The sequence below is a fragment of the Bradyrhizobium sp. LA6.1 genome (assembly GCF_040547805.1).
Classification (GTDB): Bacteria; Pseudomonadota; Alphaproteobacteria; order Rhizobiales; family Xanthobacteraceae; genus Bradyrhizobium; species Bradyrhizobium barranii.
On the sequence record NZ_JBEPQK010000006.1, the window covers coordinates 405467 to 419968 of the forward strand.

Consider the following 14502-nt stretch of genomic DNA (forward strand, 5'->3'; position numbering starts at 1 on the left):
TTCTGTTGATGGTTATTGATCAGGCGGCGCCTGATGGCGGCAGGCGCTCGGCTTCGTATTCACCGGCGACGAGCAGTCGCCGCAGCAGTTTGCCGACCGGCGATTTGGGAATGGCGTCGACGAAGACGTAACGGCGCGGCCGCTTGAAATTGGCAAGGCCCGTGGTCCGGCAGAACTGCTCCAGCTCGACGTCCGACACAGGGCGATTGCGCTTGACGAAGGCGGCGACGACCTTGCCCCATTTCTCGTCGGCAACGCCGACCACCGCGACCTCGTCGACAGCGGGATGCAGCGACAGGCAGCTCTCGATCTCGACCGGCGAGACGTTCTCGCCGCCGGTGATGATCATGTCGTCGACGCGCCCCGTGACGAACAGGTCGCCGTCGGGATCGACGAAGCCGGTATCGCCCGTAAAGTACCAGCCCTCGCGCAGCGACTTGGCGTCGGCTTCAGGGCGGCGCCAGTAGCCCTCGAAGGCCTCGTCGCCAGCGAGCGTCGCGATGATCTCGCCCTCCTCGCCGACCGCAGCAAGCTCCGCGACCGACTTCGCGCCGATGCGCACGACCTTGACGTGCTGGTTCAGCCCCGCCTTGCCGGCTGAGCCGGGCTTTGCGGCGGCGTTCTGGTCGATCGTAAAGGTGTAGATCTCCGAGCTGCCGTAGTGATTGACGAACAACTCTGGCTTGAACGCCTCGTTCAGCTTCTTGAGAAGGCCGTCGGTCATCGAGGCGCCGGCAAAGCCGAGCTTGCGGACGCTGGAGACGTCGGTCTTAGAGAAGGCCTCGTGATGAACGAGGTCGTGATAGAGCGTCGGCACCAGATAGAGGTTGGTGATTTCCTCCTTCTCGATCAGGGCCAGCGCCTGGCGGCTGTCATAGCGCGGCAGGCAGATGAAAGTGCCGCCGATCAGCGACATCGCCAGCAGCGAGCGGACGCCCATGGTGTGGTAGAGCGGCATCACGCCGAGCGTGCGCTCGGCGCGGCCGTAGAGATTTTGCGCGACATGGGCGATCGCGGCAGCACGTTCGGCGCGATGCCGCCGCGGCACGCCCTTCGGCCGCGAGGTCGTGCCTGACGTGTAGAGCATGATCGACCAGGCATCGGTGCCGACACGCGGCTCGGCGTCCGGCGCGCTGTCCTTGATCAGATCGGCAAAGCTGGTGGCCTCCCCCGTCCCGGGATCGACGGAAACACGCAGCAGCTTGCCTGCCAACCCCGAGCCCTGCACCGCCTCGGCAGAGATATCCTGATAGACGATCGCGCAGGCTTCGGCGTTCTCGATGCAGTAATCGAGCTCGTCGGCCTTGGCGCGCCAGTTGACCGGCGTAATCACGAGCCCTGCGAACTGGCAGGCCCAGTGCAGCGTCGCCGCTTCCCAGCGGTTTTGCAGCAGCGTGACGACGTGATCGCCGGGCTTGAGGCCAAGGCGGTCGAACGATGCCACGAGCGCGGAGATCTTGCCGTACCATTGCCGGTAGGTCAGGCGCAGATCACCGTCGACAAGCGCAATCGCATGGGGATCGCGCGCGGCACTGGCGATGAAGCTGCTGGCGAGATCAAGCATCGGACGTCTCTTTTTTGGATGAAGCGAGTTCGGCGGCGGCTTCGAGCGCCGCCTGGATGATCGGTGTGTAGCCGGTGCAGCGGCAGATATGCCCGCTGAGGAGGGCGCGGATCTCGGCCTCGGTCGGCGCCGGGTTCCTGGCGAGATAGTGGTCGAGCGACATCAAAATGCCGGCGGTGCAGAAGCCGCATTGGAGCGCGTGGTTGCGGCGGAACGCCTGCTGCAGCACGCCGAGCCGGTCCGCCGACGGTGCGAGGCCTTCGACGGTCCTGAGCTCGCAACCATCGACCTGCGCAGCGAGCGTCAGGCACGACCGCGTCAGCATGCCGTCGACGACAACAGTGCAGGCGCCGCAGACGCCGTGCTCGCAGCCGACATGGGTGCCGGTCGCTCCCAGCTGGTGGCGCAGGAAATCGGAGAGCAGCATGCGCGGCTCCGCCTCGCCCTCGACCGGCTTGCCGTTGAGCGAGAAACGGACGGCATGGCGCTGATCTGCCTTGAGACGGGTCATTGCAGCACCTCGCCGATCAGATCGCGACCGATCATGCGCACGAGGTCGCGCCGGTAGCGCGCGGTTGCGTGGACGTCGTCGCGGGCACCAAGTTCGTAGGCAAAGGCATTGAGGGCATCGTCGAGCGCGCTGCCCTCCAGCCGCGGCCAGTCGCGCACGGTCGGAACGTCGGCGACGCCGCCAACGGCGATACGCACGCCCGTCGGTGTCTCCATCGCCGCGCAGGCGACAATGGCAAAATCGCCATGGCGTCGCGCGACCTCGCGGAAGGCGAAGCGCGATCCCCTGACGGCGGGCAGCGAGATTCCTTCGATCAGTTCGTCATCGGCGCGCGCGGTCAGCATCATGCCGGCGAAGAAGTCCTTGGCGGCAACGCGCCGCCGCCGCTTGGCGCTGCGCAGCAACACCTCGCCGCCGAGCGCAACCAGCGTCAGCGGCATCTCGGCGCTGGGATCGGCGTGCGCGAGCGAGCCGCAGATGGTGCCGCGGCTGCGGGTCTGCACGTGCCCAACCCATGGCAGCGCCAGCGCGACCAGCGGCAGCGCCTCGGCGAGGTCAGGCCATGCCAGGAGGTCAGCCTGGCGCACGCCGGCGCCGATAGTGACGGCATCGCCCTTCCGCTCGATCTGGCGCAGCTCCCTGATGCGCATGATGTCGATCAGCAGTTTTGGCTTGGCGAGGCGCATGTTGAGCATCGCCATCAGCGACTGCCCGCCCGCGAGCACGCGCGCGTCGCCGCCCTGCTGCGCGAGTCCTTCGAGGACATCGCCAAGGGTTTCGGCACGGAGATAGTCGAATGCGGGCGGTTTCATCGGCGCCCCCCGAACAGGCTCGCCACCTTTGCCAGCAGCGCGAACAGCGAGAAGCCGCCCTCCGCACCACCACCGCCGGCCTTGCGGGCCAGTGCGGTGAAGAACTGGCCTATGATGACGCGCGTCGCGCCGTCGAGCAGGCGACCGCCGATGCTCGCGACCTTGCCGCCGATCGCGGCGTCGTAGCTGTAGATCAGCTTTGTGCCGCCGTTGCCGTCGGGCACGAGCGTGATACGTCCCTCGGCATTGCCGAATCCGAGTGCGCCAGTGGCGCCACCGCGCAGGGTGACCGCGCGCGGCGGATCGAGATCGAACAGCTCGACATCGGCACGATAACGCCCGCTGACGGGACCGATGCCGAGCGTGACGTCGGCGCGGAAATGCGTGTCGGTGATCTTGTCGACGCGCTGGCAGCCGGGAATGACCGATTGCAGGGTGGCGGGATCGAGCAGCATCGCCCAGACCTGCTCGGGCGCCCCCTTTACCGAGGCCTGTCCCTCACCGCGCAGCCGCCGGTCGCCTTCGCGCACAGGCGCAGCAGTCGCGCCGCCAGCGGGAGGCGGCGGTTCGGCGCCACGCACCAGCTCAGCAAGCCGCGCCGGCACCAGCGGCAAGGTGATATCGGCAATGCCGAGCGCGTCCGCGACTGCATTGGCGAGGCAGACGGGTGTGGACATGCAATTGCCCTCACCGACGCCTTTTGCGCCGAGCGGCGTGAACGGCGACGGCGTCTCCATGTGGATGATCTGCGGCTCCGGCACCTCTGTCGTGGTCGGCAGCAGATAATCGGCGAGCGTTCCCGTCAGAAAGCTGCCGTCCTCGGCGTAGGCATATTCCTCGTAGAGCGCGGCGCCGAGCGCTTGCGTAAAGCCACCGCGGATCTGGCCGTTGACCATGGCGGGATGCAGGATGGTGCCGCAGTCGTGCATGGTGACGTAGCGATCGATCCGCGTCTCCAGCGTCGTCGGATCGATCTCGACGCCGCAGAAATCGAAGATGAAGCCGTGGCAGAGCGAAGAGTTGATGCGGTCGTCCTCGTCGGGCGGCGTCAGCTCCGGCGGCGTCCAGAACACGGTCTCGCGGATGGTCTGGCCGGCATCATCAGGCAGCGAGCCCGGCGACCAATGGCTGAGGGCGGCCACACGTGAGAACGCAATCCGGTTCTCCGGATTGTGTTTTGATGCGACGAAACCTCTTGCAAACACAATGTCGGCGGCTTCGACGTTCAACTGGCTGGCGGCGATGCGGGCAAGACGGCCGGCGACGCGCTCAGCGGCGAGCCTTGCCGTGCCGGCCACGGCTGCTGCGAAACGGCTGGCGTAGTTACCGGACGCGATGGACCAGGCATCCTTGGCGGTGTCGATCTCGGTGTTGACGCGGATATCCCTGGGCTGGAGGCCGAACACGTCGGCGACGACCTGCGACAGCACAGTACGATGGCCCTGCCCCTGCGGCACGGAGGCGACGTGAACGGTGACGCTGCCGACCGGATCGAGGCCGACGGTTGCGGTTGCCTGCGCGCCGTTCTTGGGACCCGCCTTGCGGCGCTCGGCCGCCGTCAGCACGGTGGTGATGTAGCCCATGTTGGAGACGCTGGGCTCGACCACCGCGGTGAAGCCGATCCCGTAGAGCCGCCCCTGCGCCCGCGCCTCATCGCGCTTCGCACTCAGCTCCGCGAGCCTGCCCTGCTCGACTGCGAGCGCAACGGCGTCCTGGTAGTTACCGGAATCGAGCAAGGCACCGGTCGCCGTGCGATAGGGAAACGCGCCGGCGTCGATCAGATTGCGCTTGATGACATCGAGCGGATCGAGGCCGAGGCCGATCGCGATCCTCTGCACCAGGCGCTCCAGTGCGAAATAGACCTGCGGGCCGCCAAAGCCGCGGTTGAGACCGGTCGGTGTCTTGTTGGTGACGACGACACGGTTGCGGATCTTGACGTGGCGGATGTCGTAGGCGCCGGTCAGATTGCCGTGCATGCGGTAGAGCGTGGCAGGCTCAGGCGCGCGCAGATGCGCGCCGCAATCCTCGACCTGGTCCCAGTCCAGCGCGAGGATCTTGCCGTCGTCTGCAACCGCCGCCGACAGCGTCGTCGCGCGGTTGGTCGCCGACACCGATGCGGTGAGATGCTCGAGCCGGTCCTCGATCCACTTGACGGGCCGGCCCGTGACACGCGCGGCCGCGGCGATCAGCACGATATAGGGAAACACGCCCTGCTTGACGCCAAAGCTGCCGCCGGAATCCGGCGGCGTACGCAGCCGCAACCGGTTGCCCGGCACTTTCAACGCGCGCGCAATCACGGTGTGGATGCTGAACGGGCCCTGGAAATTGGCGAGCACCTCATAGGCATCCTCGCCGGCATCGTGCGAGGCGACGACGCCGTAGGTCTCGATCGGCGTGCAGGAATTGCGGGGATAGCGTATGTCGATCGAGAAGCGATGCGGCGCCTCCGCAAAGGCCTTTTCAGGATCGCCGTAACGGAAATGGCGGTCGCTGGCGAGATTGCCGGGAAAGCCATCGTGGAGCACGGGCGCGCCCAGTGCGAGCGTCCCAAGCGGATCGACGACAGCAGCCCGCGGGCGATATTCGACATTGATCAGCTCGGCTGCATCCTCGGCGTGCGCACGGTCAGTTGCGACGACCAAAGCGACCGGCTCGCCGACATAGCGCACGCGGTCCATCGCGATCGGCCAACACTCCACCGGCGCCTTCACGCCGACGACGAGGCTCGTTGTGACGGCCTTGACGTCGCTGCCGGTCAGAACCGCGGCGACGCCCGGCAGACGCTTCGCGGCTTCAACGTCGATCGAAAGAATATCGGCATGCGCATGCGGCGAGCGCAGGATCGTCGCGTGCAGCGTGCCGGGCTGGACACCGAGATCGTCGATGAAGCGGCCGCGGCCGCTGAGCAGTGCGGCATCCTCGACGCGCTCGATCGAACGCCCGACCCACGGCTCATCGCCACTTCCCGGATTTGCGGATTTGACCGCCTGCAACATGTCCCGGCATACCTCCCGACGCGTTCTTTGACGCGACGATGACGTTTGTCAGGACTGGGGGTGCGGGAGCCATACCGCCCGCTCTCACGACTTACCAAATCGTCTCATTCGAGAGCGTGCAGCGCAATATCAGCCCGCAAGACTCAACCCGCGAGACGCGAGACGTTGCGAAACTCGCGCGGGCTGACGCCGGCATGATCCCGGAAGAAGCGCGTGAAATGCGCAGGCTCCGGAAACCCAAAGCGCTCGCTGAGCTCGCCGAGCGGCGTGTCCTCGCGCATGACAGCATCGAGCGCGCGCTCCATGCGGACGACGTTGAGATAGAGCTTTGGCGAGACGCCGAGCGAGGTCTCGAACAGGCGGAAGAACTGCGCGCGCGAGAGGCCTGCGCCCTTCACGAACTGATCGACGTTGGCATAGGAATCGTGCACGCGCATCGCGTCCATCGCGCGGCGGATGCGCCAATCGCAGCTCACCGCGCTCATGCCGCGGATCGAGGTCGGGAAGCTGCGCCAGGGCGTGAAGCGCTCGATCACCGCAATCATGAGATCCGAGAGCGTCTGCTCGTGGGTCCGCACCGCATCCGGATTCGCCATCATTTCGGCCGCCAGATGCAGCGTGAGCTGACGGATGCGCGGCGACACCTCGCCCGACGGCCGCTCGAAAAAGCCCGGCGCACCACTGGCCGCCCAGCCGGGACGGAACTCCTTCAGCCATTCCGGCTCGATATAGAGCGCCATGATCAGCGTGCGCGGACGGTTGGCGTCGTGCACATAGGCATGCGGCTTCCAGCCGTCGACGAGCACGGCGGCGGTGTCCGTCAGCGGCGTGACCTGGTCGCCCACAAGAAACTGCGTGTCGGAGCCCTCGACCTTGAGCAGGACGTGGCAGTGATGATGAGCGTGGCGGACCAGCGAACGGTCCATGTCGAGCAGAGCGACCCTGCCGAAAGCGCCATGAGCGATGCGCAGGGCCGTCGACATCAGTTCCTTCCTCCCGGCAGCGTTGCGCTGCAAAATGATTGCTTCATCGGCGCGGCACTATAAGCAGCACCCACTTCATATTCCAACGGCGCAAACCGACGCAAGTTGCTTCCGAGCGGTAATCCGCTCATGCGCGCGTCTCCGAAAGAAGCCGCGCGACCGCAGCGCCGGGGTCGGCCTGCAAGGCAGTGGCGAGATCAACGTCCTCCTCACCCTTGACGCGAATGCGCTTGAAAGCGAGCTCGGGCGCGTTGACCGGCGCGGTCGCATCGAGACCCATCTTGGCGCTGATGCCGTTGTCGGTGGTCGGATCGAGCTTCGAGCCGAGCGCGCCTGCGACGACCATGAGATCGCGGTCGGCCTGGAAGCGCGTCGCCACCGCCCATTCGATTTCCTCGGACGAGGAGATGTCGACGTCCTTGTCCACCACGATCACCTGCTTGATGTCGTAATGGGCGCCGAAGGCGCACATCATGATGTTCTTCGGCTCACCGTCGTTCGCCTTGTCGATCTTGATCGCGAGGTGGTAGCGGCAGGTGCCGCCGCGCGTGAGGCGGACGTCGATTACGCCAGGAAAACTGCGCCGCAGATGCTGGAGCAGCGTCGCCTCGCGCGGCACGCCGCCGAGGATCAGGTGCTCAAAACCGCCGCCCACGATGGTATGGAAGATCGGTTTCGCACGATGCGTGATCGCATCGACCTCGATCACCTCGCGATTGGCGCGCGGACCATAATATTGGGGGAATTCGCCGAACGGACCTTCCGGCTCACGCACGCCCTGAAGAATACGTCCCTCGATGACGATCTCCGCGTGGGCGGGCACGCGGACTGAATTGGTGCGGCACTTCACGACGTCGACGGGCGCGCCGAGCAGCGCGCCCGCAATCGCCATCTCGTCCTCGTCCAGCGCGGCAATCGCCTGCGAGGCCAACATCAAGGCCGGATGCGCGCCGATCACGATCGCGATCTCCAGCGCCTGGCCCAGCTCCTCCGCGAGGCGGTAGTAGGAGAAGGTGTGCCGCGGCAGCAGCAGCACGCCGATGCGGTTCCTGCCAGAGATCTGGCAGCGGTGGATCGAGACGTTCTGTACACCGGTCTTCGGGTTGCGCGCGATCAGCAGGCCCGCGGTGATGTATGGGCCGCTGTCGCGCTCATTGTGCTTGGGCACCGGGAGTTGGCGCAGCAGATCGACGTCCTCGTGGACGACGTCCTGCACCGGTCCGCTCGCGACCTCATGCGTCGGCAGTGGATGGTTTGCGGCAGCCAGGAACCGTGGCAGCAACTGGTCCTCGGTCACGCCGATGGAATCGGCGACCCAGTCGCGTCCGGCGAAGAGATTGGCGACGACGGGAATTTCATGCCCGTCGGGGCGCGGGAAGAGCACCGCGCTGTCGCGCTCCAGCCGCTTGGCGACGGCGGCGAGCTCGTCAGCGAGCCCAATGCCCTCGCGGGCGATCGCGAGCTTGCCGCGCTCGGCGAGAAACGCGAGCCAGGCGCGCAGATCGGCGGGCGCGTTCGCGCCTCTCCTCGCAACATTTTCCATTCGCATACGGGTCATTCCTCAGGTCTTCAGGTCAAGGCGCGATCTTGCGCAGCGGCGGCGAGCGGCGCTTGAGCGCCTCGTCCTCGCCCCAGCGGCGCACAACGCCGATATCGATGTCGAACAGGTCGAGCACACGGCCGACGGTGTGCTCGACCATGTCGTCGAGGTTCTCGGGTTTTGCGTAGAAGGCCGGCACGGGCGGGGCGATAATCGCGCCCATCTCCGACAGGGCCGTCATCGTCCTGAGATGCCCGGTGTGCAGCGGCGTCTCGCGCACCATCAGCACCAGGCGCCGACGCTCCTTGAGCACGACGTCGGCAGCGCGGGTCAAAAGCGTCGTGGTCACGCCCGAGGCGATCTCGGACATCGAGCGCATCGAGCACGGCGCCACGATCATGCCGGCGGTGCGGAACGAGCCGCTGGAGATCGCCGAGGCCATGTCGTCGATCGCATGGCAGACATTGGCGAGCTCCCTCACCTCCGCGATCTTCAGGTCGGTCTCGTAGGCAAAGGTCAGCTCAGCGGTCTTCGACATCACCAGATGCGTCTCGACGCCGGCATTGCGCAGGAGCTGAAGCAGGCGAACGCCATAGGTGACGCCGGAGGCGCCGGAAATGCCGATGATCATCCGTTTGGGTGTGGCGTCCTGCATATGTCTGATTTCGCTCCCAGACGGCGCGGCCCTCGAGGCCTCGCGGTCCGCCACGAGACTAGGCAATCCCACCCATCACTACAAATAATGATTGATTATATCATCCATCATCTGTGATGATGGCCGCGCGCAAGGAACAGCGAACAAAGGACAGCTCCGTGGAACTCAGGCAGATGCAATATTTCCTTTGCCTGGCCGAGGAAAAGAACGTCACCCGCGCCGCGCGCCAGCTCAACATCGTGCAGCCGGCGCTGAGCATGCAGATCGCCAAGCTCGAGGCCGAGCTCGGCCAAAAACTGTTCGACCGCAGCGTCCAGGGCATGACTCTGACCAGCGCCGGCGAGGCGCTGGTGCGGCTGACCGCGCCGATCGTGCGTGACGCCGAGTACGCGCGGCAGGAGATGGCGCAGCTCGGCGGGCGCATTTCGGGGCGGGTCTCGGTCGGCCTCATCACGTCGGTGGCGCAGAGCACTATGGCCAGTTCGTCGGCGACGGTCGCCAGTCGTTATCCCGAGATCACGCTGTCCGCCTGCGAGGGCTATACCGAGACGCTCGTGGACTGGGTCAACACCGGCCAGCTCGATTTCGCGCTGATCAACGTGCCGCGCCGGAAGACGCCGCTGGCCGCGCATCACATCATGGATGAGGAGATGGTGTTCGCCTGCCGCAAGGACAGCCCGGTCAGGCCACCGGCAAAGCTGCGCTTCGACCACATCGCGAATTTCGACCTCGTGCTGCCGTCCAAGCGCCACGGCCTGCGGCTGATCCTGGATGAGCACGCCGCCGCCATCGGCATCGACCTGCGGCCGCGGCTCGAGCTCGACACCCTCCCCGCGCTCTGCGACGTGATCGCGACCACCGACTTTGCCACAGTGCTGCCGACCATCGCGCTCCGGCAATCGCTCGCGAGCGGCGCCATCCGGGCGCATCGTTTCGACCAGCAACGGATCGTGCGCTCGATTGCCTGGGTGCATCACCCGCGGCGAGCGGTGTCGGTCGCGGCCAAGGCGGTGCTCGACGTCATCAGCCACGATCTTGCGCAAGCGGCCGCCGTGGCGCGAGAGTTTGTGGAGCCTTTCATTGGCAGCACGACCTCATCGCCTCGCAAGGCGCGCAGCAAGACGCGGCGGAAAGCGATCTCTTGAGTGCAGAATTCCTGCTCGGACAAGATGTCGCGCCCACTGCAAAATGAGACGGGTTGGTAAGTTTTGAGACGTGCAGGCATGACGGTCGTAGCGGCCTGCTAACTACGGTCCAGGCGCAGAAAAACGCGACCTGGCGCTCATCCCCGACGACTCCCGTCCCGGACGCTCCCTGGGCTCGCAGAACAAGACACAGTCGGGAGATTCAGTCCGAGATGGCACGGTTCGGTCGCAGCAAGATCACAGATGGCGCTCACCAGGAGAGCGAGGGATTTCGTCCTGACCGGAGGTCGCTGCTCACGCTCGGTGGTGGCGCCCTGCTCGCAGCAACGGGAATGCGGCATGCAAACGCGCAAGACTATCCGACCCGCCCGGTCCAGGTGCTTGTGCCCTTCGCCGGCGGCAGCGCCAGCGACGTCATCACCCGCATCCTGCTCAACCGCATGTCCATGTCGCTAGGGCAGGCCTTCGTGGTTGACAATCGTCCCGGCGCCGGCGGCAATATCGGCACCGCTGCTGCGGCGCATGCAGCACCCGACGGCTACACGCTGCTTATGAGCACCTCCGGTCCGCTGGCCGCGAACAAATCGCTGTACAAGGAGCTGCCCTACGATCCGCAGAAGGATCTCGTCCCCATCGGCCTGTTCGCGACGCTGCCGAATGTCATCGTGATCAATTCGAGGCTGCCACCGAAATCACTGAACGAGCTGATCGACTATGCCAAGGCGCATCCGCGGGAGCTGAACTACGGAACGGTCGGCGTCGGCTCGTCGCAGCATCTGGCGGCCGCCTATTTCGAGCAGCTCACGGGCACCGAGATCACGCACGTTCCCTATCGCAATATCGCCGCCTACACGCCGGACTTCATCGCGGGCCAGGTCCCGCTTGGCTTCCAGCTCTTGCCGAACGTCATCAGCCTGATCAAGAGCGGCGATGCACGCCCGCTCGCGGTGGCCAGCGACAAGCGCATGACCGCGCTGCCGGATGTGCCGACCGCGGCGGAGGCGGGCCTCAAGAATTACGAGAGCGCCGCTTGGCTTGCTCTGCTCGCGCCCGCGAGCACAGGCAAGGCCGTGCTCAACAGGCTCTATGCGGCGATGGCGGAAGCCGTGAACGATCCGAAGGTGCGCGCCCTCTTCGTCGAGCAAGGCGCCGAGCCCATGGTGATGGACCCACAAGGCCTGAAGGATTTCATGACATCGGAAACGACGAAATGGGCTGCGGTCATCAAGAAGATCGGCATCGAGCCGATGTAACCCCGAGCTTTTGTGCAATTATCAGCATCGTCCGGATGATCCGTCCGCGATAGCTCGCCAAAAAGCGCCTCCAACTTACGCTGCCGTGAAGGGCCGCAGATCCATGTGCCGGTTGACATCCTTATAGAGGAGATAACGGAACCGACCTGGGCCCCCGGCGTAGCACGCCTGCGGACAGAACGCCCGCAGCCACATAAAATCTCCTGCCTCGACCTCGACCCAGTCCTGGTTGAGCCGGTAGACGGCCTTGCCCTCCAAAACGTAAAGACCGTGCTCCATGACATGGGTCTCTGTGAAGGGAATAGATGCGCCCGGCTCGAACGTGACAATATTGATGTGCATGTCATATCGGATATCGGCCGGATCGATGAAGCGTGTGGTCCTCCATCTCCCATCCGTATCTGGCATTAGCGTCGGTGCGACCGAGTCCTCGTTGGTCACGATGACGTCGGGGTGAGCAAGCCCCGGTACGCCCTGATATAGCTTGCGGATCCAATGAAAATGAGCGGGGCTCGAGCTGCGATTGCGAATGCTCCAGCCGCGGCCGGGTGGAAGATAGGCAAAGCCCCCGGGTCGCAGCTCCCGCTCCTTGTCCGCCACCTCGAGGCTCAATTTGCCACCCGCGACGAACAGCGCGCCTTCGGCATCCTTGTCCGGCTCCGGCAGCTCACTTCCCCCACCCGGTGCCACCTCCATAAGATAATGGGAAAATGTCTCGGCGAATCCGGAGAGCGGTCGCGCCAGCACCCAGACACGCGTGTTATCCCAATGCGGCAGATGGCTGACGACGATATCGCGCTGCACACCGCCGGGTATGACCGCATATGCGTTCGTGAAGACCGCCCGGCCGCTCAAGAGCTCCGTCTGGGCCGGATGGCCGCCCTGCGGCACGTGATAGGTTTGCGATCGCATGGTCGTGGCCTCCGATAGGTTTCCCGTGTGGTATGTCATTGCGCGGCTCTGCTTGCCGCACGTCATTTCCCGAGAATGCTGTCCGGCGCAAAATCGAGCTGCACCATCTCTTCCAGCCAATATTCCTCAAGATTGTCGCCCCCGCCCTTCCGGTCGACGACGAAGAACGGACTGGAGTCTTCCAGAACAAGCAGCGGATGGTGCCAGCAGTTGCGGGCATAGTTTACGCCCTGGTATCCCGTTGCAGCGAAGGCCCGATAGGTCGAGGCGATATGCGGATCCGTGCAGACGACGATCAGCCAGTCCTTGCGGTTCAAGGGCATGAACAATTGACTTCCAAGCGGATGGCGCTCCATCAGCCGGATCGCGATCGGCGCAGGCCGGGTGGAGGCGACAAACCAACTGATGTTGATCTGTCCGCCTTCCGCGGTGACGTCGATCGTGGCGAGATCGTTGAAGCGCCGGGCAAAGCCTTCGTTGATCGGCAGGGGCGTCAACCCATCCGTATCGACGACCTCGCCAAACGGCGCAAATGCCTTCCTCGTTAGACGCTCAATCGAAAGCGTCAGCATCGCCATATTCCAACCAACACTCGCGTTTCACGCCGTCTGTGCACTCGGGACGGGCTCATCTCCGCCGACGGCATCGACCAGCCCCTCACTTGAGGGATCAATCTCGCCGTTCAGGATACGATGCGCCTTTGCCCTGTCGATGTCGCCTTCCCAGGACGCGACGACGACGGTGGCAACGCAGTTTCCGACATAATTGCCGAGGGCGCGGGCAATGCCGATGAACCAGTCGACCGACAGGATGAGCACAAGGCCAATCGCCGGAATGGCCGGGATAGCGGCAAGCGTCGCGGCGAGCACGACGATGGCCGAGCCCGGAACGCCGTGCGCGCCCTTCGAGGTGAGCAACGCGATGCCAAGGATGGCGAGGAGATCGCCTGTCGCAAGCGGCGTGTTGGTCGCCTGTGCGATGAAGACTGCGGCCAGCGTCAAGTAGATGGAGAACGCGTCCAGATTGAACGAGTATCCGGTCGGTATAACGAGACCAACCGTCGACCGCTTGATGCCGAGCTGCTCGAGCTTTCGCATGGTTTGCGGCAGAACGCTGTCACCTGCGGCGGTGCCGAGAACGATCATCAACTCTTCGCGCAAGTAGGCGAGCAACTTGAACAGGCTGAAGCCGGACAGTCGCATGATCGCGCCGAGCACCACGATCACAAACAGGACCACGGCCAGATAGAACAGGCCGACGAGCCCGCCGAGTTGCTTGAGCGAACCAACACCGTACTTCCCGACCGTGAAGGCGATGGCACCGAAGACGCCGATCGGCGCGAGCCGGACGACGAAATTCATCATCTTGAAGATGATCTCGTTCACGCGCTCGATGAACTCGACGACCGGCTTCGCTCGCTCGCCGCACAAGGACACGGCGCAGCCGAACATGATCGAGACGATCAGCACCTGCAGGACGTCGCCGGAGCTGAAGGCCCCCACAATCGTCGAGGGGATGAGCTTCATCAGGAATTCGGAGACGCCGCCTCCCGCGACCTGAGCCGCGGTTTGGCTGAACCCGCTAAGGGCCTTGGCGTCGAGCGTCTTCGGGTCGATGTTCATTCCTGCGCCCGGCTCGAAATAGTAGGCAAGCCCAATGCCGAACACCAGTGCGACGGTGGTGACGATCTCGAAATACAGGAGAGAGCGGATGCCGACCCTTCCAACCTTCGACAGGTCTCCCGCCGCGGCGATACCGTGCACGACGACGCAGAACACGATCACAGGCACCAGCATCTTGATCAGCTTGATGAAGCCGTCGCCGAGCGGCTTCATCTGAAGGGCGAGGTCGGGATTAGCCATGCCGAGGGCGATGCCCAGCATGAGCGCAATGACGACCTGGAAGAAGAGTGACTTGAAGATCTTGGGCACGGCTTTTCCTCGCTTGGCTGGTCTTCGACTGACGCGGCTTGGTGGGCCTTCAGGCCTCCGCCTATCTTGTTGTTTGATGGTGACGTGTCGTCGTACGCACGATGGAGCGCGCTTGCCCGTGATCGCGGACCGCGCCCGGCTCGCAGAGGGCTCCGTCGGGCATTCGTTGACCATCGCGGATCTCAAGTCCAATATATAGA

At 64.8% G+C, this 14502-nt stretch carries 12 protein-coding genes; 2 read left to right on the forward strand and 10 right to left on the reverse strand.

Annotated elements, in window-relative coordinates:
- Nucleotides 1-19: 19 nt before the first annotated feature.
- The 7 genes from ABIB99_RS18795 to ABIB99_RS18825 form a co-directional block, all read right to left on the reverse strand.
- The gene (locus ABIB99_RS18795) at nucleotides 20-1564 is read right to left on the reverse strand and encodes an AMP-binding protein (protein WP_354177015.1); all 1545 of its coding nucleotides are present in this window, start codon (nucleotides 1562-1564) and stop codon (nucleotides 20-22) included.
- Complete coding sequence (locus ABIB99_RS18800) at nucleotides 1557-2075, reverse strand: (2Fe-2S)-binding protein (protein ID WP_354177016.1); 519 nt, start codon at nucleotides 2073-2075, stop codon at nucleotides 1557-1559. The genes ABIB99_RS18795 and ABIB99_RS18800 overlap by 8 nt, the downstream gene beginning before the upstream one ends.
- Nucleotides 2072-2887 (reverse strand): FAD binding domain-containing protein, encoded by an 816-nt coding sequence (locus ABIB99_RS18805; RefSeq protein WP_354177018.1) that lies wholly within the window; start codon nucleotides 2885-2887, stop codon nucleotides 2072-2074. The genes ABIB99_RS18800 and ABIB99_RS18805 overlap by 4 nt, the downstream gene beginning before the upstream one ends.
- The gene (locus ABIB99_RS18810) at nucleotides 2884-5883 is read right to left on the reverse strand and encodes a xanthine dehydrogenase family protein molybdopterin-binding subunit (protein WP_354177020.1); all 3000 of its coding nucleotides are present in this window, start codon (nucleotides 5881-5883) and stop codon (nucleotides 2884-2886) included. The genes ABIB99_RS18805 and ABIB99_RS18810 overlap by 4 nt, the downstream gene beginning before the upstream one ends.
- A gap of 143 nt (nucleotides 5884-6026) precedes the next feature.
- A complete protein-coding gene (locus ABIB99_RS18815; protein WP_014496257.1) occupies nucleotides 6027-6866 on the reverse strand; it encodes a helix-turn-helix transcriptional regulator in 840 nt (279 codons plus the stop codon).
- Between the two features lie 127 nt (nucleotides 6867-6993).
- Nucleotides 6994-8415: a UbiD family decarboxylase gene (locus ABIB99_RS18820; protein ID WP_354177107.1), complete on the reverse strand. Its 1422-nt coding sequence runs from the start codon at nucleotides 8413-8415 to the stop codon at nucleotides 6994-6996.
- A gap of 25 nt (nucleotides 8416-8440) precedes the next feature.
- The gene (locus tag ABIB99_RS18825) at nucleotides 8441-9061 is read right to left on the reverse strand and encodes a UbiX family flavin prenyltransferase (protein ID WP_071915243.1); all 621 of its coding nucleotides are present in this window, start codon (nucleotides 9059-9061) and stop codon (nucleotides 8441-8443) included.
- Between the two features lie 173 nt (nucleotides 9062-9234).
- Here ABIB99_RS18825 and ABIB99_RS18830 point away from each other — a divergent pair, with 173 nt between their 5' ends.
- A complete protein-coding gene (locus tag ABIB99_RS18830; protein ID WP_354177109.1) occupies nucleotides 9235-10206 on the forward strand; it encodes a LysR family transcriptional regulator in 972 nt (323 codons plus the stop codon).
- Nucleotides 10207-10418: 212 nt separating this feature from the next.
- A complete protein-coding gene (locus ABIB99_RS18835) occupies nucleotides 10419-11459 on the forward strand; it encodes a Bug family tripartite tricarboxylate transporter substrate binding protein (RefSeq protein ID WP_354177021.1) in 1041 nt (346 codons plus the stop codon).
- Nucleotides 11460-11534: 75 nt separating this feature from the next.
- Here the strand turns inward: ABIB99_RS18835 and ABIB99_RS18840 are convergent, their stop codons facing one another.
- The 3 genes from ABIB99_RS18840 to ABIB99_RS18850 all read right to left on the reverse strand — a co-directional run bounded on the left by ABIB99_RS18840 (nucleotide 11535) and on the right by ABIB99_RS18850 (nucleotide 14302).
- A complete protein-coding gene (locus ABIB99_RS18840) occupies nucleotides 11535-12371 on the reverse strand; it encodes a bifunctional allantoicase/(S)-ureidoglycine aminohydrolase (protein WP_063986500.1) in 837 nt (278 codons plus the stop codon).
- A 62-nt stretch (nucleotides 12372-12433) separates the two neighbouring features.
- Nucleotides 12434-12943, reverse strand: a complete 510-nt coding sequence (locus ABIB99_RS18845; protein WP_063986501.1) for an ureidoglycolate lyase — start codon at nucleotides 12941-12943, stop codon at nucleotides 12434-12436.
- Between the two features lie 27 nt (nucleotides 12944-12970).
- Nucleotides 12971-14302 (reverse strand): C4-dicarboxylate transporter DctA, encoded by a 1332-nt coding sequence (locus tag ABIB99_RS18850; RefSeq protein WP_063984202.1) that lies wholly within the window; start codon nucleotides 14300-14302, stop codon nucleotides 12971-12973.
- Nucleotides 14303-14502: the final 200 nt, after the last annotated feature.

What these genes read in the sequence shown, in the direction of transcription:
- ABIB99_RS18795 (WP_354177015.1), bottom strand. Translation starts at nt 1,564, where the DNA reads ATGCTTGATCTCGCCAGCAGCTTCATCGCCAGTGCCGCGCGCGATCCC.
- ABIB99_RS18800 (WP_354177016.1), bottom strand. Translation starts at nt 2,075, where the DNA reads ATGACCCGTCTCAAGGCAGATCAGCGCCATGCCGTCCGTTTCTCGCTC.
- ABIB99_RS18805 (WP_354177018.1), bottom strand. Translation starts at nt 2,887, where the DNA reads ATGAAACCGCCCGCATTCGACTATCTCCGTGCCGAAACCCTTGGCGAT.
- ABIB99_RS18810 (WP_354177020.1), bottom strand. Translation starts at nt 5,883, where the DNA reads ATGTTGCAGGCGGTCAAATCCGCAAATCCGGGAAGTGGCGATGAGCCG.
- ABIB99_RS18815 (WP_014496257.1), bottom strand. Translation starts at nt 6,866, where the DNA reads ATGTCGACGGCCCTGCGCATCGCTCATGGCGCTTTCGGCAGGGTCGCT.
- ABIB99_RS18820 (WP_354177107.1), bottom strand. Translation starts at nt 8,415, where the DNA reads ATGCGAATGGAAAATGTTGCGAGGAGAGGCGCGAACGCGCCCGCCGAT.
- ABIB99_RS18825 (WP_071915243.1), bottom strand. Translation starts at nt 9,061, where the DNA reads ATGCAGGACGCCACACCCAAACGGATGATCATCGGCATTTCCGGCGCC.
- ABIB99_RS18830 (WP_354177109.1), top strand. Translation starts at nt 9,235, where the DNA reads ATGCAATATTTCCTTTGCCTGGCCGAGGAAAAGAACGTCACCCGCGCC.
- ABIB99_RS18835 (WP_354177021.1), top strand. Translation starts at nt 10,419, where the DNA reads ATGGCACGGTTCGGTCGCAGCAAGATCACAGATGGCGCTCACCAGGAG.
- ABIB99_RS18840 (WP_063986500.1), bottom strand. Translation starts at nt 12,371, where the DNA reads ATGCGATCGCAAACCTATCACGTGCCGCAGGGCGGCCATCCGGCCCAG.
- ABIB99_RS18845 (WP_063986501.1), bottom strand. Translation starts at nt 12,943, where the DNA reads ATGCTGACGCTTTCGATTGAGCGTCTAACGAGGAAGGCATTTGCGCCG.